Source organism: Myxococcus xanthus (genome assembly GCF_013116825.1).
GTDB lineage: Bacteria > Myxococcota > Myxococcia > Myxococcales > Myxococcaceae > Myxococcus > Myxococcus xanthus_B.
The window spans coordinates 1-22939 of sequence record NZ_JABFNS010000105.1 but is presented as its reverse complement, the minus strand read 5'-3'; the positions used below and the strand labels follow the sequence as shown (position 1 = coordinate 22939).

Below are 22939 nucleotides of genomic sequence, written 5' to 3'. Positions count from 1 at the left end.
TGACGGGGCCTCAGGGCCCCAACGTCCGCGCGAGCACCTCGACGGCGGCGGCGAAATCCTCGGGCTGGGGCAGCAGCGACAGCACGAGGAAGGCGCCGCCGCCGAAGTCGTAGAAGTAGCCCGGCTGCACCCGCACGCCCGCGTCCAGCAGGGCCAGGCAGCTGGCCTCCTCGCCGGGCGCCCTCGGAATCCGCACCACCGCGCTCCACCCGCCCTCCGCCGGCACCACGTCCCAGTTGGCGTCGCGAGGCCGGGCCGCGAGCAGGCGCCGGCGGTTGCCCCTCACCCGCTCCAGCACCGCCGCCTGGAAGCGCGGCGCATGGGCCAGGAGCGCGGGCAGGGCCCGCTGCACGGGCGTGCCCACGGGCAGGTACGTGTCCCCCACCCACTCCAACCGGGCCAGCGCCTCGTCACGGAGCGCCGCGGGCCCGCCCACGTGCGTCCACGCCAGCTTGAGCCCGGGCAGCCCCGCGGACTTGGAGAGGCCGGAGAGGGCGAAGGTGAGCATCGGCAGCGCGCGCCCCGCCACGGTGACCACGCGCCCGGGCGCCGCGTCCCATGCGAAGGGCGAGAAGACTTCGTCGCAGACGAGCGCCAGCTGGCGGCGCGCGCACACGTCCGCCAGCGCCTCCAGCTCGCCTTCGTGCAGGAAGTGGCCGGTGGGGTTGCCGGGGTTCACCACTAGCACCGCGCGGGTGCGCGCGTCGCACGCCGCAGCCACCTCCCCCGCGTCCAGGCCGAAGCCATGCGCGCGCGGCAAGGCGTAGGAACGCGTCTGGACGCCCTCCAGGCGCGCGAGGTGCTCGAAGAGGGGGTAGCAGGGGGCCGGGACGAGAACGTTGTCCCCTGGCTCGCACAGGAGCTTGAAGAGCCAGCCGTAGGCTTCACTGGTGCTGGAGGTCAGCAGCAGGTGCGCTTCGGAGACCTGGGCGCCCCGCGCCGCGAAGTCCGCCACCAGCGCCTGTCGCGCGGAGGCGATCCCCAGGGACTCGGGTTCGTAGGTGAAGGCGTCGTCGGGGGCCAGGAGCGCCGCGTCCGGCAGGGGCAACCCCACACGCGTGGGGTTGGATTCCGTCAGGTCCAGGAGGGGGCGTCCGCTGGCGCGGAGCCTCTCGAGCGCCAGTGCCAGCGGGTTGGGTGTCCGTGCGAAGTCCGTCCGCGCGGAGAAGCGGCTCACAGGCCCGTTTGCAGCATGGCGTTCGCGACACGACGAATCAGGTCGCGGCGAACCTCCTTGCGGCAGTGCTCGATGGCCTTGTCGTGAGGCCGGGGAAGTTGAGGGTCGCGCGCGCGCAGAGCGGTCCGGAGCACGAGTTCCACCTTGGAGGGCTCGATGTGAAACAGCCGAGGCCCTTCCTTTTGCAGGAAGTAGGAAAGCCCCCTCTGGTCGATGAGCTTCTTGTACAGCCGCCGGACGTCCGCGAGGAACGTGAGATCGATGATGTCCGCCATTCGTGAGGCGTTCTCGCGCGGAAAAAACGGCACGTCCATTTCACGGCCGCATGTCCCGAAAACTTGCGAAACCTGTAGCACTGGCCCTGGAACGCACACGCGCCGGAGGCCGATTTTCCGGCCTCCGCGCGTTCAGGGCAGCAACGGCCGCAGCGCGCGGCGGAACGCGGCGTGGCGGCGCCGCGCGTCGGGAAGATAGGGCACCGGTCCCAGCACCGGGACGCCGTGCCGCGCCTCCAGGAGCCGCCGGTTGTCGCGCTCCGAAACATCCTTCGCGGACGTCCCGCGCGACAGCAGCACGGCCCGCACGGGAACGCGGCGCGCGGCCAGCGCCTGGAGCGACAGCGCGGTGTGGTTGAGCGTGCCCAGGCCCGCGCGCGCGACCAGCAGCACCGGCAGGCGCAAGGTGGCGATGAGGTCGATGACGTCGTGCTTCGAGTCCAGCGGCACGAACAGGCCCCCTGCCCCCTCCACCACGGCGTTGCCACCGCGCAGCCGCCGCCACGCGGCCAGCGTGACGTCCCAGTCGGGCTCGCGTCCCAGGCGGCTGGCGGCCACGCCAGGAGCCACGGGCAGGCGGAAGCGGTGAGGACACACTTCATCCACGCTCAGCGAGCTGCCCGCCGCCGCGCGCAGGGCCAGCGCGTCCGCGGGTGCACGCAGGGACGCGCAGCCGCTCTCGTAGGGCTTGAAGCCCTGGGGCCGCAGCCCCGCGTCCGCCAGCAGCGATAGGAGCGCGCACGACGCCTGCGTCTTCCCCACGCCGGTGTCCGTGCCCGTCACGAAAATCTGGAACGGCTTTCCACGCTCAGCCACGGCGGACTCCCACGGTGCGCAGCGCCTCCAGCGCCAGGTCCACGTGGCCCACGGTGTGGGAAGCGGACAGGCAGAAGCGCAGGCGGCTGGTGCCCTCGGGGACGGTGGGCGGGCGGATGGCCTTCACCAGCACGCCCGCCTCGCGCAGGCGGCGCGCGGCGTCCAGTGCCCGCTCCGGCTCGCCGAGGATGATGGGGAACACGGCGCTGCGAGGCTCGGCGCGCACGCCCAGGCCGCGCAGGCCGTCCGCGAAGCGGCGGATGTTGCGCCACAGCCGCTCGCGCAGGTCCAGGTCGCCCTCCACCGCGTCCACGGCGGCCTCGGCGGCGGCGCACAGGTGCGCGGGCAGCGCGGTGGAGAAGACGAAGGGCCGCGCGCGGGAGACCAGCAGGTCCGCCACCTCGCGTGAGGTCGCCACGTACGCGCCCATGACGCCCAGCGCCTTGCTCAGCGTGCCCATGCGCAGGTCCACCGCGTCTTCCAACCCCAGCTCATCGCAGAGGCCCGCTCCGCGTGCGCCCAGCACGCCGGTGGCATGCGCTTCGTCCACCATCAGCGCGGCGCCGTGGGCCCGGCACGCGGCGACGATGTCGCGCAGCGGGGCCACGTCTCCGTCCATGGAGAAGACGGTGTCCGTCACCACCAGCTTGCGGCGCGCGGGCGTCTCCGCCAGGGCGCGCGTGAGCGCCTCCACGTCCGCGTGCGGATAGACGCAGACGCGGGCGCGTGACAGCCGGCAGCCATCCACGAGCGAGGCGTGGTTGAGGGCATCGGAGAAGACGGCGTCCTCGGGCCCCACCAGCGCGGGGATGATGCCGGTGTTGGCGGCGTAGCCGCTGTTGAACAGGCGCACGGCCTCCGCGCGCTCGAAGGCGGCCAGCCGCGTTTCCAGCCGGTGATGCGCGGCGGTGTCGCCCACCACCAACCGGCTGGCACCGGTGCCCACGCCGTAGCGCTCCACGGCGGCCAGCGCCGCGGCACGCACGGTGGGCGACGCGGCCAGCCCCAGGTAGTCATTGGACGAGAAGCTGACGAGCGTCTCGCCCCCCACGCGCACCACGGGCCCCTGGGGAGAATCCAGGGGCTCCAGGTAGCGGCGCAGGCCGCGCTCGGACAGGGCCTCCAGGTCCTCCCGGGCCCACGCCGCCGCGACGGCTTCATCACTCACGGTGGGCTCAGCCTTCCTGACGCGGCTCCAGAGGGCGGATTCCCGCCTTCTCCAGCAGGGCCATGTCCTGGGTGTACTCGGGGTTGCCGGTGGTGAGCAGCTTCTCGCCGAAGAAGAGCGAGTTGGCGCCCGCCATCATGCACAGCAGTTGCGCCTCTTCGTTCATCTGCTGCCGGCCCGCGGACAGGCGCACCATGGACTGGGGCATCAGGATGCGCGCGGTGGCGATGGTGCGCACCATGTCCACCGTCTCCACGCGCTGCTGCTCCTGCAGCGGCGTGCCCTCCACGGCCACCAGCGCGTTGATGGGCACCGACTCCGGGTGGTGCTCCTGGTTGGCCAGGGTGCGCAGCAGGTTGCAGCGGTCATCCACCGACTCGCCCATGCCGATGATGCCGCCGCAGCACACGGAGATGCCGGCGTCGCGCACGCGGTTGAGCGTGCGCAGGCGGTCTTCATAGGTGCGGGTGGAGATGATGTCGCCGTAGTGCTCGGGCGACGTGTCCAGGTTGTGGTTGTACGCGGACAGGCCGGCCTCACGCAGGCGCTTCGCCTGGCTCTCGGAGAGCATGCCCAGGGTGGCGCACGCCTCCATGCCCAGCGCCCGCACGCCGCGCACCATCTCCAGCACGCTGTCGAACTGCGGACCGTCCTTCACCTCGCGCCACGCGGCGCCCATGCAGAAGCGGGTGGCTCCGGCGGCGCGGGCCTTGGACGCGGCATCCAGCACGTCCGGCACGGCCATCAGCTTCTCCGCCTTGACGCCCGTCTTGTAGCGAGCCGCCTGCGGGCAGTACGAGCAGTCCTCCGGGCAGCCGCCCGTCTTGATGGACAGCAGCGAACAGAGCTGGACCTTGTTGTCCACGAACACGGCCCTGTGGACCGTCTGGGCCTTGTGCACCAGGTCCAGCAGCGGGAGCTCGTAGAGGGCCCTCACCTCCGACAGCGACCAGTCATGGCGCACGTCCACGCCCGCTGGTGGTGGCGCGGCGACGTGGGCGTGACCGGAGAACTCGCTCTCGCTGGAGACAGTGGCGGTATCGGGCATGGGCTCCTCTACGGACGGATGAGGGCCCGAACGTGCGTGGACCCCGGAAAGTTGTCAACGCCCGCGAGCAGGTAGGTTGACGACTCTCCAGGGCCCATCTCCCCTCAAGAGGGGTTCAGCGCGTCACCTGACGCGCGTCACTAGACGTGGACCCGGCGGCCCCTGCCTGCCAGGCCCACCAGGAACAACACCAGGAGTGCGCCCAGGACGGAGAACAGGAGCCCCGTCGGGTGCAGGTCGAAGATGCGGCCATCACTGCGGAAGAGCGAGGCGACGAAACCGCCCACGAAGGAGCCGGCGATGCCCAGCAGCGTGGTGGCGAGGAGCCCCATCGACTGGTTGCCCGGCATGAGCGCGCGGGCAATCAGACCCGCGAGAAGGCCAATGACCAGAAACGCGATAATCCCCATGACTACCTCCCTTGCTTGTTTAGCGACGCAGGGTGCGACGCCCACCTGGGAGCAAACCTGGGTTGCCCCTCCCGTTCGTACAACTTGGCTCGAGGGGCTTGACATGGTGCCTGCCCGCTCTGCGGTCGTGCCTGCCCGTAAGGCCGCAAAAACGTCAGGGTTCCGCGCTATTCACCCAACCCATGGCGAAGGCGAAGACGCACTACACCTGTCAGGCGTGTGGATACAAAACGGCGAAGTGGCTCGGGAAGTGTCCGGACTGTGGCGCGTGGAGCTCCCTGCTGGAGGAGACGGACCCGAAGGCGGATGAGCGACGTCCGGCCTGGGGGGCCTCCGGCGGTTCGGCGCGGCCCATGCTGCTCAAGGAAGTGAGCGGCGAGACGGAGACGCGCCGGCGCACGGGCATCGCTGAATTCGACCGCGTGCTGGGCGGCGGCGTGGTGAGTGGCTCCATCGTGCTGCTGGGTGGCGACCCGGGCATCGGCAAGTCCACGCTGCTGCTGGCGGCCCTGGACAGGCTGGCGCGTCACGGACCGGTGCTCTACGTCTCCGGTGAAGAGAGCCTGCGACAGACGAAGATGCGCGCCGAGCGGCTCCGGGTGGAGGGAGACGCCATCCACCTGTTCGCGGAGACGGACGCGGAGCGGGTGCTGACGGCGACGGAGGCGTTGAAGCCCCAGGCGCTGGTGGTGGACTCCATCCAGACCATGTACCTGCCGGAGCTGGGCAACGCGCCCGGCAGCATCACCCAGGTGCGCGAGGTGGCGGGCCGGCTGATGGCCTACGCGAAGCGCACGGGGGTGCCCACGTTCCTGGTGGGCCACGTGACGAAGGAAGGCTCCATCGCGGGCCCGCGCGTGCTGGAGCACATGGTGGACACGGTCCTCTACTTCGAGGGCGAGCGGGGCCACCCGTTCCGAATCCTGCGCGCGCACAAGAACCGCTTCGGCTCCACGAACGAGATTGGCGTCTTCGAGATGAAGGGCGCGGGGCTGGTGGAGGTGTCCGACCCCTCCGCCCTCTTCCTGTCGGAGCGGCCGGTGGGCAAGTCCGGCAGCGTGGTGACGAGCACGCTCAACGGCACGCGCCCGCTGCTGGTGGAGGTGCAGGCGCTGGTGGCGCCCACGGGCTACGGCACCGCGCGGCGCACGGCGATTGGCGTGGACGGCAACCGCGTAGCGCTGCTGGCGGCGGTGCTGGAGAAGAAGGAGGAGATTCCGCTGGTGGGCTGTGACTTGTTCGTCAACGTGGCCGGCGGCATGCAGCTCACCGAGCCCGCGTGTGACCTGGCGGTGTGCGCGGCGCTGGTGAGCAGCCTCCAGAATCGTCCGTTGGATCCGAAGACGCTGGTGCTCGGCGAAGTGGGCCTCGCGGGCGAGGTGCGCGCGGTGGGTCAGGTGGAGCCCCGGCTGGCGGAGGCCGCGAAGATGGGCTTCCAGCGCGTGGTGCTGCCCGCCGGCAGCGCGCGGCGACTCGAAGACGCTGGTCCGAAGATGAAGATTGTCGGCGTGGAGACGCTCGGCGACGCGCTCGTCGCGATGTTCGACTGAGTGGTGCTCGCCACGCGTGGGCCGGGGGGAGCGCGTCCAAGCCACGCGGACACGCTCCCTCCCGAGGCACCGCGAGCCAGGCCTACGGCCGGGGCATCACGGCGTAGCGCAGCAGCACGACGCCGTTGGCGTAGACCTTGGTGGACTTCAGGTCCAGGTCCACCACCTGCTTCAGCGAGGACGCCAGCAGGATGCCCGAGCCGAGTATCAGCGGGTTCAATTTGAGCAGGACCTCGTCGACCAGCCCCTCGGCGAGCAGCAAGCCGGCGAGCGCGCCACCACCGCTCAGGTAGATGTCACCGCCCTCCTGCGCCTTCAGGCGCCGGACCTCGCCCACCGCGTCGTCCGACACCAGCTTCACCCGCGGATTCGGGCTCTCCTTCATCGTGCGGCTGAAGACGTAGGTGTCCATGTTCGGATAGGGGTCCGTCACCCCCACCTTGAGGCCGCCGTCATAGGTGCGCCGCCCCATGAGCACCGTCGCATAGGTCGCCAGCGACGCGACGTAGTCCGCGACGTGCTCGCTGTCCTTGATGAGGCGGTCCTGCATGAAGGCGCCGTACGTATCGTCCTCGTGGGCGATGAAACCGTCGACGCTGGTGGCAACGTGGTACTTGAGCTTTCGCATACGTGTTCTCCATGCCGCGCGCGCAAAGGCGCCGGTCATTCAGGTTCAGGAAGACGACTGGGAAACACAGCGGGGACCCACGCATCCGGACAACAGCCCACGTCAACGCCACGGCACATCGGCCGGAGCGGCGAGGGCAATCACGGAAGCCTGGGTTAGCGAGCGAAGGTCATGGGACAGCGCCGTGAGGCGCCACATCTAAAGTACGCACACGAAGGCACCCTCGGCAACCCCCTTCCGAGCAGGCGGCAGCGCACAGCCGCGCCACCGCGAGGGAGACGAGGCTCGATTAAAGTCCCGCCCCGGACATGCCCCACGTTGCCCCACACACTTCGCGATGGCGTGACGCGCTGGGCTCGCTCTCCGCGCGGCTGCTGGTGGCGTTCCTCGTGCCCACCCTGCTCTTCGTCGCGGTGGCGGGCACCGCCGTCTACCAGCTCGCGCGCGTCATCCTGGAAGAAGAGCTGGGCACCAGCCTCAGCGGCATCGCCGCCGCCACCGCCACCCAGGTCCATGGCGAGCGGCTGCTGACCATCGAACCCGGCGACGACGTGGCGAGCACCCGCACGTGGCGCAACTTCGTCCGCACCTTCGAGAACATCGCGGAGGCCAGTGGCGTGCGCCGCGTCTACGCCGTGGACACGCAGGGCCGGATGCGCGTGGACGTCGGCGGCGGGCTCCCGGTGGGCGCGGAGATGCCGGAGCTGGCGCGCGACAGGCTGGAGCTCACCCGTGTCTTCGCCGGGGAGCGCGCCGCCAGTCAGGTGCTCTTCACCGGCTCGGATGGACAGCTCTACAAGACGGGGTATGCGCCCATCCTGCACGAGGGCCGCGTGGTGGGCGCCGTGGGGGTGGAGGCCAGCGCCGCCTTCTTTGGTCCCCTGCAGCGGCTGTCACGCACCTACGCCATCATGGGCGCGGTGGCGCTGAGCGCGCTCGCCGTCATCGCGTTGGTGACGGCGCGCGGTCTTGCCCGGCCGCTGCGGCGGCTGATGGCGTCCGCGCTGCGAATCGGCCGGGGCGACCTGACGACCCCGGTGCCGCCGGAGCCCACGCTGGAAATCGGTGTCCTCGCGCGCGAGCTGGAGGACATGCGCGGCGCCCTGGAGAGCCGGGACCGTCAGTTGAAGATGATGCTCGCGGGTGTGGCCCACGAGGTGCGCAACCCCATTGGCGGCATCGCGCTCTTCTCCGGAATCCTGAAGGAGGACCTCCAGGCCGGCGCCCATGCCGACGCGGGCGCGCACGTGGAGCGCATCCAACGCGAGGTCGCCTACCTCCAGCGCATCGTCGAGGACTTCCTCGCCTTCGCTCGCGAGCAGCCTCTGGCCCGCGCGCCCGTGGAGGCCCCTACCCTGCTCTCCGTCGCCTGCGAGCTGATGGCCGCCGAGGCCAGCGCCCGCGACGTCACAGTGGACATCGACGCCTCCCCCGCGGTGCTGGAAGCCGACGGCAGCCTGCTCACCGCGGCGCTGGTCAACCTGGTGAAGAACGCGGTCCAGGCTTCCCCCCCGGGCGGGCGCGTGCAGGTGTCCGGCGCATCCAACGACGGCCACTACACCATCCAGGTCCGCGACACGGGCCCTGGCGTGCCCGGCCCGGCGCGCGAGCGCATCTTCGAGCCCTTCTTCACCACGCGCGAAAAGGGCACCGGCCTGGGCCTGCCACTGGCGCACAAGATTGCGCTCGCGCACGGCGGCGCGCTGCGGCTGGACTCCGCGCCGGGAGACACGCGCTTCATCCTCACGCTGCCGCTGGGTGGGAAGCCGGGCCTCGGCGCTTCCGTCACCCCGCCGCGTTGAACTGCCGCGCCATCCGCGCCACGTCGTCGGAGACGACCCTCAGCGTATCGGTGGCCTCCTGTGTGGACTCCAACCGCTTCAGCGTGGCGTCCATGAGCTGCGACAGGTCCGCGATGGCGTCGAAGATTTGCGTGAAGCCGGCATCCTGCTGCGTCACCGCGGCGGCAATCTGCCGGGCCGCGGTGGAGTTCTCCTGCGCGATGCGAGACAGCTCCCGCAGCGAGTCCCCCGACGCCCGCATCTGGTCCAGCCCCGTGCCAATGGTCTGCACGCCGGCCTCCCCCATCTTCGCCGCGTCGCGGATGCCCGTGCTGACGTCCTGGAGGATGCCGCGGATGCGCCGCGTGGCCTGGATGGACTGGTCCGACAGGCCGCGAATCTCGCGGGCCACCACCGCGAAGCCACGCCCCTGCTCGCCCGAGCGCGCCGCCTCGATGGCCGCGTTGACCGCCAGGAGGTGGGACTGGTCCGCCAGGTCCTTCACCGTCTCGGTGATTTCGCCAATCTGCGTGGTGCTCTGGGCCAGCCGCGTCAGCCGCTCCTGGATGCCGTCCACCACGCGGCGGATGTCCGCCAGGCCGTTGAGACTCCGCTCCACCGCGGCCTCGCCCTGCTGTCCCAGGGCCTCCGAGCGGCGGGCCACCTGAAGCACCTCCTCCGCTCGCTCGACGGCCATCAGCGACGTGCGCCGAATCTCCTCCGACGTCATCTGCGCCTCGTGCAGCGCGGACGCCTGACGGACCAGGCTCTGCTGGTGCTCGTCGTGTGAATCCCGGAGGTGGCGTCCCGCGCCGCTCAGCCGCGTGGCGGAGGCATTGAGCGACAGCGGCAACTGCCGCAGGCGGACGAGCACCGCGTTCATGCCGGCCGACAAATCCCCCATCTCATCCGTGGACACCCAGGCGGGCGAGACGACGCGCCCCGCGGACAGTGACTCGATGGCCACGCCCACCGCGCCCGCCGCGTGCGCCTGGCGGCGCGCCAGCATCCAGGTGGTGACGGCGGGAATCGCCAGCAATCCACCCACCCAGGCCAGCCCGAACGCCAGCTCACCCGCCAGCATGCCGCCCATGCCCATCAGCGTCTCCGCCGAGCCATGGGCGCCCTCCGCCACCAGCGCATTGTGCAGTTCGTCCCGGACGCCTTGCAGCTTCACCAGCACCACGCACCCGCTCAGCACCAACGCACAGAGGCTGGAGCCAATGAAGGTAACGGGCATGAACCAGGCCTGCCGCGGCCAGAAGAAGCCGCCGCCCTTGAGCGCCATCGTCGGGTCCTTGCGCTGCTCCTCCAGCGCCAGCGGCAACAGCAACCGCTCCAGCGTGACGCTGATGGGAAAGCCCAGCACCACGCCGAAGCAGACGCCGATGAGCGTGCCCACCACGACGAGCGACAGGTCCTTCTTCCACAGCAGGCACACGTGGAGGCTGAACCAGAGGCCCCCCAGCGTCCACGCGCCCCACGAGGATGCGACCGCGGCGCGCCACGGCAGGCGCAGGATTCGCTCCAACCGCGCGCCGGGCGTGTCCTCCGGCCGCTCCCGCAGCGCGCCGTCCACCAGCACGTGCATCACGAACGCGGGATAGGCGATGCCCAGGCCCACGATGATGGGCGGCAGCACCCACGCCACCGCAATCAGGCCCGACCAGCCCGCCACGCCCATGGCCATGCCATTGAGATACGCGGCGATGGGCGCCACCGGCAGCACCCACAGCATGAACACCTTGAGCGCACGTCCCCGGTACTCCTGGATGACCTTGTCCTTGGCATTCATGTGGCACATCCCCCCGAGGCCATGGACTCACACCCCGAGGGCAGAGCCGGAAGTCCTCACCCGCAAGTACGGCACTCTCCGCGCGAAGCCGACAGGCGGGTCACCCGGAAGCTGCCGCCTTCCGGACAGAGCACATGAAACACGGGGCCCGCGAGCACACGCGGGGCCTCGAGGTGTGGGGGAGGCACACCAGAGGGCTGTGCGCTGGTGTCGCGCGATTCAGTCGTTGCAGCACGCATGGAGCGCGGCGGAGTACATCTGCAGCGACTTCCTGGCCGCGGCCTGGACGCGGGAGGGCTCACTGGTGCCCGCGTCGGTGGACAGCTTGATGATTTCCAGCGCCTCCTCCGGGTGCTGGTCGTCGTAGCGCGCGTGCACCTTGAGCCACATCATCGAATGCGCGTCGATGCGCGCGCCGTCCTCGGCATAGGCGCGGAAGGGCTCCACCACCTCCCGCGTCCACACGCCGGTGATGCCTTCCACCGCCCAGTTGGACGCGGCCACGCCTTCGGCCAGTGTCCCGTGCGCGCAGGTGTCGAGCAGGAACTCATGCAGCGCCCGCACCTCCGGCAGGGGGCGCTGGGTGAAGACATCTTCCGGCGCCAGGCCGATTCCGCGCATCCAGTCGATGAACCACTCGGCATGCTTCGCCTCCACGCCCAGGTTCTGCAGCAGCCAGCGGCGGGCGCTCGCGTCGCCGGGACGCTGGCCGTAGGTCGTCTTCGCCAGCGACAGGCCCATGTATTTGGGGAAGGACTCGACGATGAGGAAGAAGTGGGACAGCACCCGCCGCCAATGACGCAGCGGTGGACGCTGGCCGGCAGCCGTCGCGCGGAACAACGGAGGCCAGCAGGCCGCGTTCCACTCGTCGCGCACGGACTCCAGCATCGACTCCAGCCAGCGCGGGTGCGCGGTGGGCGTGAGCACAGGGGGGCTGTAACGGTGGGGCGCGGCGGACGACATGGGCACGGCTCCTGGCTTCCCGACAGGTGACAGGCCGGCATGGCCTCCCTCACCCGCCCAAGCAGGACGGCATGGTTGCAATCGCTTTCCAGCGGCACCATCGGCCCAAAGGCAATCAGGCCGTGTTTCCCATATTTTGTTTCAAATCCGGGTGCGGGCGCGCGCGCCCGGTCCGCGAAGCCACAGTGCCCCTGACCGCGAGGCCGTACGCGCTTCCGCTTTCGAGCGCTTCAGGGCGCGGAGGCCACCACGCGCCGGGCCTTCGCCAGCATGCGGCGCAGCGGCGCTTCGTCCGCATGCGTCATGGCTTCGTCCCAGGTGAGCCACCGCACGCCAAAGGACTCCGCCGGGTCATGCACCAGGGCGTCGGGGTTCTCCGCCACCACGAGGAAGCGCACGTCCAGGTGGTGGTGCTCCGGCTCATCGCGGCGCGCGGGGATGGTGTGGATGTCCACGTCCAGCGGCTGGGGCGCGGCCGGGTGCAGGGACACGCGACAGCCCGTCTCCTCACGGGCTTCACGCAGCGCCGTGGCCTCCATGTGGCCCGCGTCCGTGACATCCGCGTGTCCTCCGGGCTGCAGCCAGCGCTGGAGCTTGCGGTGATGCAACAGGACGACGCGCGCGCCCTCTGGGTCCACCACCACCGCGCTGCCCGTGAAGTGGGCCTCCAACTGCTCGCGGGAGAAGGGCCGCGCCAGGGAGCGGGCGAAGTGGCGCATGCGCTCCAGGTCCTCGCGCTCCTTCACGTCCTCGGGAACGTGGCGCTCGAGCAGGGACTGGAGGGACGCGGCGGAAGAAACTTCGGAATCCATGCCTCCCCGTACTGCTCCCGGCCAGGCGGCGCCAGCACCTTCGCGCCCCCGTGACATGTGACAACCTCCTGAGCCGGTGGAGCGAGCCGGTCCGGATGTGCTCTCATCCGGCGGCCCCGGGATGCGGCCGGCCTCGGGTTGCAAGGAGAATCGACTCACGCCATGGCGCGAATCCTCGTCATCGACGACCACGACACGCTGCGTGAAGGGATGGCTGTCACCCTCACTCGGGCGGGCCACGCCGTGTCCGCGGTGCGCAGTGGCCAGGACGGACTGGCCGCCTACCGCAAGGCGCCGTTCGACCTGGTCGTCACCGACCTGAAGATGGACGGCATGGACGGCATCGAGGTGACGAAGTCGCTCAAGGCGCTGGATGCCGGCGCCGTCGTCATGGTGGTGACGGCCTTCGGCACCATCGAGACCGCGGTGCAGGCGATGCAGCAAGGCGCCTACGACTTCATCACCAAGCCCTTCCCACCCGAGGTGCTGCGCGCCAAGGTGGACAAGGGGCTGGAGCTGGCCTCCACGCGCAAGCAGGTGGAGCGGCTGACGGCGCGCACCGCCGCGCACGACACGGACGCGGCCCTCACGCACGGCAGCCTGGTGGGCGACAGCGAGCCCATGCAGCGGCTGGTGTCCCAGGTGCTCAAGGTGGCGCAGAGCGACGCCACGGTGCTGGTGCGCGGAGAGAGCGGCACCGGCAAGGAGCTGGTGGCCCGGATGCTCCACCAGCGCTCCCCGCGCCGAGACGGCCCCTTCATCGTCGTGCACTGCGCGGCGCTGGCGGAGACCCTGCTGGAGAGCGAGCTGTTCGGGCACGAGCGCGGCGCCTTCACCGGCGCGGTGAAGCGCAAGCTGGGGCGCTTCGAGCTGGCCGACGGCGGCACCCTGTTCCTGGACGAGATTGGCGAGATTCCCGCCTCCGTGCAGACGAAGCTCTTGCGCGTGCTCCAGGAGAAGGAAATCCAGCGCGTCGGCGGAGAGGACACGCTCAAGGTGGACGTGCGCGTGGTGAGCGCCACCCACCGGGACCTCCAGGCCGAGGTGAAGGCCGGACGCTTCCGCGAGGACCTCTACTACCGCCTGCACATCGTTCCGGTGGTGCTGCCGCCCCTGCGAGAGCGGCCCGAGGACATCTCCCTGCTGGCCCGGCACTTCGTGGCCAAGCACGCCATGCGCGTGAACCGGCGTGTGATGGGCCTGGACGACAGCGCGCTGCGTGCCCTGGCCCGCCACGCGTGGCCCGGCAACGTGCGCGAGTTGGAGAACGTCATCGAACAGGCGCTCGTCTTCGCCGAAGGTGAGCAGCTCACCGACCTGGACCTGCCCTCACACCTCACTGCCAATGGCGCCCCGCGCGTCGAGGCGGGCCTTCCGGTGCTCCAGGGCGACCGCCCCCTGCCCGACATCCTGGAGGATTTGGAGCGTCAGCTCATCGCCCGGGCCTATGAGAAGGCCAGCGGCGTGAAGACGGAGACGGCCCGTCTGCTAGGTATCAAGACGTCCGCGCTGTACTACAAGCTGGAGAAGTACGGCTTCCTCCCCAAGGGGACGCCTCCCGAGGAGAGCTGAACCTCGAAAATCTGTCACCCGCCCCCGCCCCCCATGACTTTTCACCGGTATCCCACCTCCGCCCCTGTCCCCCTGGATGCTCCAGGTGTCCGGAATTGTTGGGCGCCGGGGGGCCTCGACCTCCGGGGATGGGCTGGCAGGCTGGCACTTACCTTGCTTTGGGGCTGTCGCTGATGAAGCTCCGCCCCCTCGCCCTCCTGCTGAGCCTGCTGCTGGCCCTGCCCGGTCAGGCCGCGTCTGGGCTGGAGGCGGTGCGGGGACGCGCCCAGTCGGCTCGCGCGGAGACGCGCTCGCTGCGGGGTCAGCAGCAGGCCCTGCGCGACGAGCTCAACGGGCTGGCGGCGCGCATCGAAACGCTGAAGGCGCAGCGCCAGGGCCGGCTGACGGCGGGGACGGAGTTGGAGGGCGCGCTGCGGCGTTCGCAGGAGCTGAGCGGTCAGCTCACCGGGCTGGCGCAGGCCGTCGTCGCGGCGGAGGGCGAAGCGGAGCGCGCCCACCTGGCCCTGCATACGGCGCTGTCGGACGAGCTGTCGCGGCTGCTCGCGGCGTGGGAAGGCACGGCGGACCGGGGGCAGCGGGAGAAGTTGTTAGAGGCGGTGCGCTCGGTTCGCACCGAGCGGGAAGCCATCCGCGCCGCCCTGCCCGCGTCCCACGTGCCCTCGCTGGACAAAGCCACCGCGGGCGGTGATGACCCCGAGGATTTGCTGGCCCAGGCGGACACGCTCCGCGACACCCGGGACAAGGTCCGCGAGCGACTGAAGGCGCTGCGCGGCCGCATCACCGAGGTGCGCGAGGAGCGCGACCTGGACCGGCGCATGAACGACTTCCTCGGCGAGGAGTCGATGTTCGACGACCAGGACCGGCGGCTGCGCCTGCGCATGGGGAGCGACCGGGCGCTGCAGGTGGAGCGCTCCGTGCCAGGCACCAGTGCGCCGAACTTCCAGGGTGACAGCCCCGACGCTCCGTCCCCCGACGTGGGCGGACGCCCCGGTGAAGGTGTCGACCCGGGCCGCCCCCCTCATCCGACGCAGTTGTCGGCCCGGGCCACGGACCGGCGGCCCCAGGTCGAAACGCAGCGCGCCCAGGACCTGGCCTCGGGCGGCCCCGTGGACCTGGCGGCGATGGAGGCCGAGGCCGCGCGGCTGGAGACGCTGGCCAGGGAGCTGGAAGGCCGCGCCACGAAGCTGGAGCGGCGCGCGCAGGAGATGGGCATCCCCTGAGGGGCGCGCCTCCCGGCACCGGACTTACAAGAGCCCCGTCTCCACCTGGAGCTTCACCACCGCCTGCAGCCGCACCTCGCGCGCCGGCATGATGCCGCGGCCGCGGATGATGATGCTCATGGACGGCGCGGAGACGAAGGGCTGCAACTCCACGTTGTCCACGCGCAGCGACAGCACGGGGTTGGGCGGCCTCAGGTCCAGCGCGGACACGTCCTGACGCGCCGCGATGCGCGCCTCCCGGTCTCCCGCGCGGGCATAGAACTCCACCGAATCCAGGAAACGGAGGTCCTGGTCATTGGGGCTGAGGACCTTGAGCGTGAGGGACTCCACCTTGACGGACGTCACCTCGCCCTTGTGAATCCCCTGGTTCTTGAAGTCCTGGTTCTTGTCGAAGTCCATCCCCGCGAAGCTGCTGATGGCGGGAAGGCCGTTGAGGGGCGTGTCGACGCCAGGCGGGCCCGCGGGCACGGTCGACTCCCCCTTCACCTCGGTGGTGAAGGAGGAGGAGGCGCAGGCGGACAGGCCCAGGCAGGCCACCGCGAGAAATGACACAAGGCGCATGAACCCCAATGTAACGGGCCGCCGGGGGCGTCGTCACCGTTGGGAGCGACTGGACGGCCGCCCCTGCCCTCCGGCGACGGAGTATGGTCACCCGCCGTGGTCCGCTCCTTCGCGCCGCTCCTGCTCGTCCTCGCCATGCTCGCCGCCGGCCGTGCGCCCGCGGCCGAGTGGCAAGGGGCGCTGAGGGGAACCGGCCGCCTGATGCTGGACACCAACGCCCCCCGGGACTTCTCCGACCATCTCACCCCCAGCCCGGAGCGGGACTTCGCCCTCAGCCTGCTGGGCTCCGCCGAGGGGCGCGGCTCCTTTGAACAGGCCCAACTGGTGGGCCGCTACGAGCTGGGCACGCGCGTGTACCGCCTGTACCAGGACGAGAACACGCTGGTGCAGTCAGGCGCCGTGGAGGCGTCACACGCGCTGGGCACGGCGCTGGGAGTCGGCCTGGAGGGCCATGCGAAGGACCGGCGGGGTGGCTCGCGCTCGTACTCGGACCTGGGGACCACCGCGTTCCTCGAATACGCCCCGGACGTGCGGCTGGCGCTGCGAGTGCGGGCAGGCGCCCGGCGATTCGTGTACCGGCCAGACCCCACCGCCAACTTCGGCGGCCCCGAGGTGGGGGTGCTGGGCCGCTACCGCTTCGACCGGCGGCACAGCCTGTCCGTCTTCGGCGACTGGAACTCCCGGCGCTTCGGCACCCCACCCCGGGCACGCCCGCCGGGGACGGGGGGCGGCTCGGGATTCCTCGCCGGCCGGCGTCAGGACACAGCCCTGACGGCGGGAGCGTCGTACACCTACCGGGGCCCGCTGGCCCTGGGGCTGACCTACGCCGTCCAGGAGAGCGCCTCCAACAGCTACGGCGAGACGATTCGCCGGCACCGGGTGTCGGCCAACGCCGGCGTCCGGCTGCCCTGGCGGGTGACCCTGCTGGCGCAGGGCTCGCTGGGCATCACCCAGTATCCGGACGGCATCTACCTCTCCCCGGAAATCATCCTGGTGGAAGAGGACGAAGGGCAGAACTCGCTGTCGGTGAAGCTGGCCCGGCCGCTGACGGAGTCGCTGGACCTGGAGGTGACCTGGGGCATCTGGAGTACCCGGCTGCCCCGCAACTCGCTCACCTACACGCGCCAGGTCTTCAGCACCGGCTTCACCTGGCGCTACTGAGGGCGTGGCCTACGACAGGTCGGCGATGCGCTCGTCGATTTCCTCGGCGAGCCCCGGGTGCCCCTGGGCCAGGGCGTGCTCCCGGGCCCGGCCCAGCACCTCGCGCGCCTTGTCGGACTCCCCCGCCCCGGCCCAGGCATCCCCCAGGGCCACCATGGCGGCCGCATAGGTGGGGTCCAGCCGGACGGCCGACTCCAGGGCCTGGGCGGCCTCCGGGTACTGCCGCCGCTCCAGGTACAGCTTCCCGAGGGAGAAATGGCTCATGGGGGAGTCCGGGAAGTCCACCACCATCTTCTTGAACTGTTCCAGCCGGGCGTCGCTCATGGACACCAGCAGATAGAGGACCGCTTCCGTGTTGCCAAGGGTGCGGTAGGGTGCGCCGCACATGGCCACGAAGAAGAAGACGACCGCGAAAAAGACCACCACCCGGGCCCCGGCGGCCCGGAAGAAGACGGTATCGGGCAAGACGCCCGCGAAGAAGAAGGCCCCCGCAGCCAGGAAGTCGGCGGCGAAGGCCCCCACCAAGGCCCCCGCGAAGAAGAAGAAGGCGAAGCTCCCAGTTGCCCCAGCCCAGAAGGTGGGCCCCGCGGAGAACCCGGCCGCCAAGGCGCTGGCGCACCGCATCGGCAACCTGCTGGTGGACAAGAAGGCGCAGGACGTCGTCATCCTCGACGTGCGCGGGATGACGTCCTACGCGGACTACTTCGTCATCGCCTCCGCGGAGACGGACCGCCAGGTGAGCGCCATGGCGGAGAACGTCCAGGTGCAGCTCAAGACGGGTGACGAGCCCCTGCGTCCCATCGGCACCGAGGGCTTCGAGACGGGCCAGTGGGTGCTGCTCGACTACGGCGAGGTGGTGGCGCACCTGTTCCTCACCGACCTGCGCGCGCACTACGACCTCGAGGGCCTCTGGGCCGACGCGTCTCGGGAGAAGCTGGCCTGAGGTGAAGGTCCGGCTCCTCTCCATCGGCAAGGACCGCTCGGGCCTGTATGAGCCCGCGGTCCAGGAGTACGCCAAGCGCCTGGGCCACTACACCCGCTTCGAGTTGGTGGAGCTGGCGGAGGCCAGCGGCAAGCGGCTCAAGCCCGGCGACGCGAAGGCCGCCGAAGCCGAGGCGATTCTCTCCAAGCGCAAGCCGCAGGACTGGCTGGTGGCCCTGGACGAGCGCGGCTCACTGCTCGACTCCGTCGAGCTGAGCCGCTACGTCGGCAAGGCGCAGACGGGCGCCAAGGATTTGCTGTTCATCATTGGCGGGGACGAGGGGCTCGACGCGCGCGTGCGGGACGCGGCGAACCTCACGCTGTCCCTGTCGAAGATGACGCTGCCTCACCGGCTGGCGCGCGTGGTGCTCATCGAACAGCTCTACCGCGCGTTCACCATCCTCAAGGGCGAGCCGTACCACAAGTAGGCGACCGGGCACGGGGCCCGGCGCCACCGTCAGGCGTGGCACGCGGGTGCCGTCAGCCCGGGCATGCGCACTGACGCCTCCTCTGAAACGCTCCCCACTTCCGCGCCGCAGGCGCCCGTGCGCGTCATCGCCTCCGCCCAGTCCTGGGTGGAAGGCGAGGCGGTGCGGCAACTCGAAGCCATGGCCCGCTTGCCAGGCATGAAGCTGGCGGTGGGCCTCCCGGACCTGCACCCCGGCAAGGGCGCACCGGTGGGCGCGGCCTTCACCTCCGAAGGCTTCCTCTATCCCTATCTGGTCGGCAGTGACATCGGCTGTGGCATGGGCCTGTGGAACGTGGACCTGCTGGCACGTAAAGCCAAGCCCGAGCGCTGGGCAGGCAAGTTGGACCTGGAAGGCCCGTGGACGGGTGACACGGAGGGCTTCCTCCAGGAGCACGGCGTGAAGTCCTCGGGCTACGAGGCCGCGCTGGGAACGGTGGGCGGCGGCAACCACTTCGCGGAGTTGCAGCGGGTGGACGCGGTCCATGACGCGAAGGTCTTCAGCGCCCTGGGCCTGGAGGCGGACCGCTTGCTGCTCCTGGTGCACTCCGGCTCGCGCGGCCTGGGTGAAGCGATTCTCCGGGCCCACGTGGACCGGCACGCGGCGGGCGGGCTCGCGGACGACTCAGCCGAGGCGCAGACCTACCTCACGCGCCATGACCACGCGGTGGCCTGGGGCCGGGCCAATCGCGCCCTGGTGGCGCGGCGGATGCTGGACGGCATCGGCGCGATGGGCCAGCGCGTCCTCGACGTGTGCCACAACAGCGTCACCCCTCGGCGTGACACGGGACGGACGCAGTGGCTGCACCGCAAGGGCGCGGCGCCGTCCGACGAAGGGCCGGTGGTGATTCCCGGCAGCCGCGGCGCACTGAGCTACCTGGTGATTCCAACCGGTGAGAGCCACGCCAGCGCGCACAGCCTGGCGCACGGCGCGGGCCGCAAGTGGACGCGCACGGCGGCCCGGGAACGGATGCGCGAACGCTTCACGGCGGAATCGCTCACCCGCACCGCCTTCAAGAGCCACGTGGTGTGTGAGAACAAGGACCTCCTCTTCGAGGAGGCGCCGCCCGCGTACAAGCCCATCGACCGCGTGGTGACGGACCTGGTGGAAGCGGGGCTGGTCCGAGTGGTGGCCACCCTCGCGCCCGTCCTCACGTACAAGACGCGCGCCCGGCCGGAGTAGGGTCCCCACATGCAGCCTTTCCTCGAACCAGACTCCCCGCGAGTGCGCTCCGCCATGGAAGCCAATCAGGTGGAGCACATGACCTATCTGGCGCGAAGCCTCCCCGGCGCCATCGTGAAGGACACTCCCGGGCTGCTGCTCGTCGACTCCGGGTTGCCCTGCAACACCTTCAACGTGGTGTGCCGGGCCCGGCTCGAGCGCCACGAAGCGGACGCGCGCATCGCCGCCGCCGTCTCCCACTTCCGGGACAAGGCCTTTCCCTTCGCATGGTGGGTGGGACCGGACGCCGCGCCCGAGGACCTGGACGCCCGCCTGTCGGCGCACGGTCTGGTGAACGCCGAGCAGGAGCTGGGCATGTCCATGGACCTCTCCCGCCTGCCAGGACTCGCGCTGCCCTCGGGGCTGTGCATCCGCCGCGCCGAGGACGAACACACCCTGGCGGACTTCGCCCGCGTCGTCGCGGCGAACTGGGAGCCCGCCGACCCACACGTGCTGGACTTCTACGCGAGGACGGCGCACGTGGCGCTCGCACCCGACAGCCCCATCCGCTTCTTCGTGGGCTACCTGGGCGGCGAGGCGGTCGCCGCCAGTGAGTGCCACCGGGCGTGGGGGGTCGCGGGGCTCTACTCGGTGGCCACGGTGCGGCACGCTCGGCGACGAGGCATTGGCGCGGCGCTCACGCTGGCCCCCCTGCTGGAGGCCCGGGAGGCGGGCTACCGGACAGCCACCCTCCAGGCGTCCGCGCAGGGCCAGGGCGTCTATTCCCAGCTGGGTTTCGTACCCCAGGGGACCTTCCGCGAGTATCAATAGACGCGCTCGCTTTTTGTCCTCTCCCGTCTGGCGCCTGCATGGTTAGGGTTCGGAGCATGACGCCCGCGCACAAGGTCCTGCTCTGCATCCTGGATGGTTGGGGTATTCGCCAGGAGCGTGACAACAACGCCATCGCCCTGGCCGGCACGCCGCACCTCGACAAGCTGGCGGGCCCCTACCCCTTCACCGAGCTGCAGACGGCGGGGCTGGCCGTGGGCCTGCCCGAGGGGCAGATGGGCAACTCCGAGGTGGGCCACACCAACATCGGCGCGGGGCGAATCGTCTACCAGGACCTGGTGCGCATCAATCGCGCCGCGGAGTCCGGGGAGCTGGCGCAGAACCCCGTGCTTCGCGTGGCCCTCGACGGAGTGAAGGCGGACGGCAAGGCCCTGCACCTGCTGGGGCTGGTGTCGCCCGGCGGCGTCCATTCGTCCATGGACCACCTGTTCGCGCTGCTCAAGGCCGCGAAGGAACGCAACGTGGCCCACGTCTACGTGCACGCCTTCCTGGACGGGCGTGACACGCCGCCGCAGAGCGCGCTGGGCTACGTGGAGGAGTTGGAGCGCTTCCTCCATGAGACGCACACCGGCCGCATCGCCACGGTGACCGGGCGCTTCTACGCCATGGACCGCGACAAGCGCTGGGACCGGGTGCACCAGGCCTACGAGGCGATGGTGTTCGGGCGCGGGCCCAAGGCGCCGGACGCGCTGAGCGCCATCCGCGCGGCCTACGCGGAGAAGGTCACCGACGAGTTCGTGAAGCCCACGGTGCTGGCCGCCGGTGACGGCGCGCCGGTGGGCCGCATCCAGGATGGCGATGCGGTGATCTTCTTCAACTTCCGCGCGGACCGGGCGCGGGAGCTGACGCAGGCCCTGGCGTTCCCGGAGTTCAAGGAGTTCGACCGGGGCGGGCTGCGGCTGGGTCGCTACGTGTGCATGACCCAGTACGACGAGACCTTCAAGCTGCCGGCGCTCTTCGAGCCGGACCAGCCGCAGGACATCTTCCCGGAGCTGCTGTCACGCCAGGGGCTGCGCCAGTTCCGCACGGCGGAGACGGAGAAGTACGCGCACGTCACGTTCTTCTTCAACGGCGGCCGCGAGGTCGTCTACGCGGGCGAGGACCGGCACCTGGTGCCCAGCCCGCGCGACGTGAAGACGTACGACTTGAAGCCGGAGATGTCCGCCTACGAAGTCACGGCCGAGCTGGTGAAGCGGCTCGACTCCGGGAAGTACGACTTCGCGCTGGTGAACTTCGCCAACCCGGACATGGTGGGCCACAGCGGGCGGCTGGACGCGGCGATGAAGGCGGTGAAGGCGGTGGATGAATGCCTGGGCGTGCTGGGCAAGGCGTGCGAGCGCAACGGCTGGGTGCTGGCCATCTCCGCCGACCACGGCAACTGCGAGCAGATGGTGGACCTGGAGACGGGCGAGCCCCACACCGCGCACACGCTCAACCCGGTGCCCTTCCACCTCATCCACCCGGACTTCCGAGGGCAGAAGCTGCGCCCGGGCATCCTCGCGGACATCGCGCCCACCCTGTGCAAGGTGATGGGATTGCCGCAGTCCAAGGAGATGAACCGTCAGGGCCTGCTGCCGTGACGCGCGCGGGGCACGGCCCGTGCTGAAGGCCCTGCTGGACGTGCTCTATCCCCCTTCGTGCCTCGCGTGCACGAAGGTGCTGCCGGGCCCCGAGGGCTTCTTCTGCGAGACGTGCGACACCGCGGTGGAGCGGCTTCCTCCCGCGTGCTGCCGCACCTGCGCGGAGCCCGGCGCGTTTCCCGGGGACACGTGTCCCCGATGCCGCGCCACCCCGCCGCCCTTCACTCGCGCCTGGGCGCCCTTCGCGCACGAAGGGCCTCTGGCGCGCGCCATCCACCGGTTCAAGTACGAGGACCACCCCAACCTCGCGGGCCCGCTGGGGGCGCTGCTGGCGGACGAGGCGCGGAGCTTCCTCAGCCATGCCCCCGAGCTGGTGGTCGCCTTGCCGCTGCACACGCGGCGCTATCACGCGCGCAAGTACGACCAGGCGCAGTTGCTGGCGGGCGCGCTGGCGAAGACCACGGGGCGCAAGGCGCCCGTGGGGTTGCTGACGCGGCACCGCGAGACACAGCGGCAGGTGGGGCTGAGCGAAGCGGAGCGGGCGAACAACGTCGCGGGGGCGTTCGCCGCGTCTTCCCGTGTCGCGGGGCAGCGTGTGCTGCTAGTGGACGATGTGTTCACCACCGGCGCCACCGCCAGGGCGGCGGCCTCGGCCCTGCTCGAAGCGGGCGCCGTCCAGGTGGAGATGCTGACGCTGGCGCGGGCCTTCAGCCTGGAGTGAGTGGACGACCGCCCGAGGGCTATTTCTGGGCGGCCCGGACCCGCTCCAGCTCGGCCTGGAGTTCGGCCACGCGCCGCTCCGCGTCTCCTCGGCGCCGGATTTCATCTTCTCGCAGGTGGACTGGAGTTAGCGTCAGCCCATGCGCTCGCTCCTCCCACTTGCACTCGCGGTCGCCGTCCTCCGCTGCGCCCATGCGCCCGAGGCGCCCCCCGCCGCTCCCGTGGCCACCGCCCCTGAGTGGCC

23 protein-coding genes and 1 pseudogene are annotated in these 22939 nt (G+C 70.7%); 11 read left to right on the top strand and 13 right to left on the bottom strand.

The annotated features are described in order from the left end of the window. Positions 1–10 precede the first annotated feature (10 nt). The 6 genes from HNV26_RS26490 to HNV26_RS26465 form a co-directional block, all read right to left on the bottom strand. Positions 11–1177: a pyridoxal phosphate-dependent aminotransferase gene (locus HNV26_RS26490; protein ID WP_171442949.1), complete on the bottom strand. Its 1167-nt coding sequence runs from the start codon at positions 1175–1177 to the stop codon at positions 11–13. Then, positions 1174–1452 carry a hypothetical protein gene (locus tag HNV26_RS26485; protein WP_013935584.1) on the bottom strand — a complete coding sequence of 93 codons (279 nt, stop codon included), beginning with the start codon at positions 1450–1452 and terminating at the stop codon, positions 1174–1176. Before HNV26_RS26485 ends, HNV26_RS26490 begins: the two co-directional genes overlap by 4 nt. Before the next feature lie 132 nt (positions 1453–1584). Further along, positions 1585–2268, bottom strand: coding sequence for a dethiobiotin synthase (gene bioD / locus HNV26_RS26480; protein ID WP_171442950.1), 684 nt, complete (start codon positions 2266–2268; stop codon positions 1585–1587). Beyond that, positions 2261–3436, bottom strand: a complete 1176-nt coding sequence (gene bioF, locus HNV26_RS26475; protein WP_171442951.1) for an 8-amino-7-oxononanoate synthase — start codon at positions 3434–3436, stop codon at positions 2261–2263. The genes bioD and bioF overlap by 8 nt, the downstream gene beginning before the upstream one ends. 7 nt (positions 3437–3443) lie before the next feature. Then, the gene (bioB, locus tag HNV26_RS26470) at positions 3444–4484 is read right to left on the bottom strand and encodes a biotin synthase BioB (RefSeq protein ID WP_011551374.1); all 1041 of its coding nucleotides are present in this window, start codon (positions 4482–4484) and stop codon (positions 3444–3446) included. A gap of 140 nt (positions 4485–4624) precedes the next feature. After that, positions 4625–4894 carry a GlsB/YeaQ/YmgE family stress response membrane protein gene (locus HNV26_RS26465; protein WP_090484785.1) on the bottom strand — a complete coding sequence of 90 codons (270 nt, stop codon included), beginning with the start codon at positions 4892–4894 and terminating at the stop codon, positions 4625–4627. Between the two features lie 182 nt (positions 4895–5076). Here HNV26_RS26465 and radA point away from each other — a divergent pair, with 182 nt between their 5' ends. Then, complete coding sequence (radA, locus tag HNV26_RS26460; RefSeq protein ID WP_090484787.1) at positions 5077–6444, top strand: DNA repair protein RadA; 1368 nt, start codon at positions 5077–5079, stop codon at positions 6442–6444. 82 nt (positions 6445–6526) lie between these two features. Here radA and HNV26_RS26455 read toward each other — a convergent pair whose 3' ends face one another. Further along, positions 6527–7072: a dihydrofolate reductase family protein gene (locus HNV26_RS26455; RefSeq protein WP_171442952.1), complete on the bottom strand. Its 546-nt coding sequence runs from the start codon at positions 7070–7072 to the stop codon at positions 6527–6529. Positions 7073–7380: 308 nt separating this feature from the next. On the opposite strand from HNV26_RS26455, the gene HNV26_RS26450 reads away from it, so the two are divergent. After that, complete coding sequence (locus HNV26_RS26450) at positions 7381–8874, top strand: sensor histidine kinase (protein ID WP_171442953.1); 1494 nt, start codon at positions 7381–7383, stop codon at positions 8872–8874. Here HNV26_RS26450 and HNV26_RS26445 read toward each other — a convergent pair. From HNV26_RS26445 to HNV26_RS26435, 3 genes are all read right to left on the bottom strand, one after another. Beyond that, the gene (locus tag HNV26_RS26445; protein ID WP_253817062.1) at positions 8858–10648 is read right to left on the bottom strand and encodes a methyl-accepting chemotaxis protein; all 1791 of its coding nucleotides are present in this window, start codon (positions 10646–10648) and stop codon (positions 8858–8860) included. The two genes, HNV26_RS26450 and HNV26_RS26445, sit on opposite strands and share 17 nt — an antisense overlap. Positions 10649–10867: 219 nt before the next feature. Then, complete coding sequence (locus HNV26_RS26440) at positions 10868–11611, bottom strand: iron-containing redox enzyme family protein (protein WP_171442955.1); 744 nt, start codon at positions 11609–11611, stop codon at positions 10868–10870. Positions 11612–11841: 230 nt separating this feature from the next. Continuing rightward, positions 11842–12423, bottom strand: coding sequence for an NUDIX hydrolase (locus HNV26_RS26435; protein ID WP_171442956.1), 582 nt, complete (start codon positions 12421–12423; stop codon positions 11842–11844). 162 nt (positions 12424–12585) lie between these two features. Here HNV26_RS26435 and HNV26_RS26430 point away from each other — a divergent pair, with 162 nt between their 5' ends. Continuing rightward, positions 12586–13995, top strand: coding sequence for a sigma-54-dependent transcriptional regulator (locus tag HNV26_RS26430; protein WP_171442957.1), 1410 nt, complete (start codon positions 12586–12588; stop codon positions 13993–13995). Between the two features lie 173 nt (positions 13996–14168). Next, positions 14169–15215 (top strand): coiled-coil domain-containing protein, encoded by a 1047-nt coding sequence (locus HNV26_RS26425; RefSeq protein ID WP_253817061.1) that lies wholly within the window; start codon positions 14169–14171, stop codon positions 15213–15215. A 24-nt stretch (positions 15216–15239) separates the two neighbouring features. On the opposite strand, the gene HNV26_RS26420 is transcribed toward HNV26_RS26425, so the two are convergent. After that, on the bottom strand, positions 15240–15776 hold the full coding sequence (locus HNV26_RS26420) for a hypothetical protein (RefSeq protein ID WP_171442959.1): 537 nt from the start codon (positions 15774–15776) through the stop codon (positions 15240–15242). Positions 15777–15815: 39 nt separating this feature from the next. Between HNV26_RS26420 and HNV26_RS26415 the strand changes: the two genes are divergently transcribed. Beyond that, positions 15816–16937 (top strand): hypothetical protein, encoded by a 1122-nt coding sequence (locus tag HNV26_RS26415; RefSeq protein ID WP_171442960.1) that lies wholly within the window; start codon positions 15816–15818, stop codon positions 16935–16937. 9 nt (positions 16938–16946) lie between these two features. Here the strand turns inward: HNV26_RS26415 and HNV26_RS26410 are convergent, their stop codons facing one another. Beyond that, positions 16947–17324 carry a tetratricopeptide repeat protein gene (locus HNV26_RS26410; RefSeq protein WP_171442961.1) on the bottom strand — a complete coding sequence of 126 codons (378 nt, stop codon included), beginning with the start codon at positions 17322–17324 and terminating at the stop codon, positions 16947–16949. Here HNV26_RS26410 and rsfS point away from each other — a divergent pair. The 6 genes from rsfS to HNV26_RS26380 all read left to right on the top strand — a co-directional run bounded on the left by rsfS (position 17323) and on the right by HNV26_RS26380 (position 22696). Further along, positions 17323–17880, top strand: coding sequence for a ribosome silencing factor (gene rsfS, locus HNV26_RS26405; protein WP_216612731.1), 558 nt, complete (start codon positions 17323–17325; stop codon positions 17878–17880). The two genes, HNV26_RS26410 and rsfS, sit on opposite strands and share 2 nt — an antisense overlap. Before the next feature lies 1 nt (position 17881). Next, positions 17882–18346, top strand: coding sequence for a 23S rRNA (pseudouridine(1915)-N(3))-methyltransferase RlmH (locus tag HNV26_RS26400; protein ID WP_090484809.1), 465 nt, complete (start codon positions 17882–17884; stop codon positions 18344–18346). A 63-nt stretch (positions 18347–18409) separates the two neighbouring features. Beyond that, on the top strand, positions 18410–19567 hold the full coding sequence (locus HNV26_RS26395) for an RNA ligase RtcB family protein (RefSeq protein ID WP_171442962.1): 1158 nt from the start codon (positions 18410–18412) through the stop codon (positions 19565–19567). 42 nt (positions 19568–19609) lie between these two features. Beyond that, positions 19610–20377: a GNAT family N-acetyltransferase gene (locus HNV26_RS26390; RefSeq protein WP_366816979.1), complete on the top strand. Its 768-nt coding sequence runs from the start codon at positions 19610–19612 to the stop codon at positions 20375–20377. Between the two features lie 56 nt (positions 20378–20433). Further along, positions 20434–21975, top strand: coding sequence for a 2,3-bisphosphoglycerate-independent phosphoglycerate mutase (gene gpmI / locus HNV26_RS26385; protein WP_171442964.1), 1542 nt, complete (start codon positions 20434–20436; stop codon positions 21973–21975). Between the two features lie 19 nt (positions 21976–21994). Continuing rightward, on the top strand, positions 21995–22696 hold the full coding sequence (locus HNV26_RS26380) for a ComF family protein (protein ID WP_171442965.1): 702 nt from the start codon (positions 21995–21997) through the stop codon (positions 22694–22696). A gap of 19 nt (positions 22697–22715) precedes the next feature. On the opposite strand, the pseudogene HNV26_RS38635 reads toward HNV26_RS26380, so the two are convergent. Further along, positions 22716–22939, bottom strand: a pseudogene (locus HNV26_RS38635) (hypothetical protein); the annotation flags it as partial.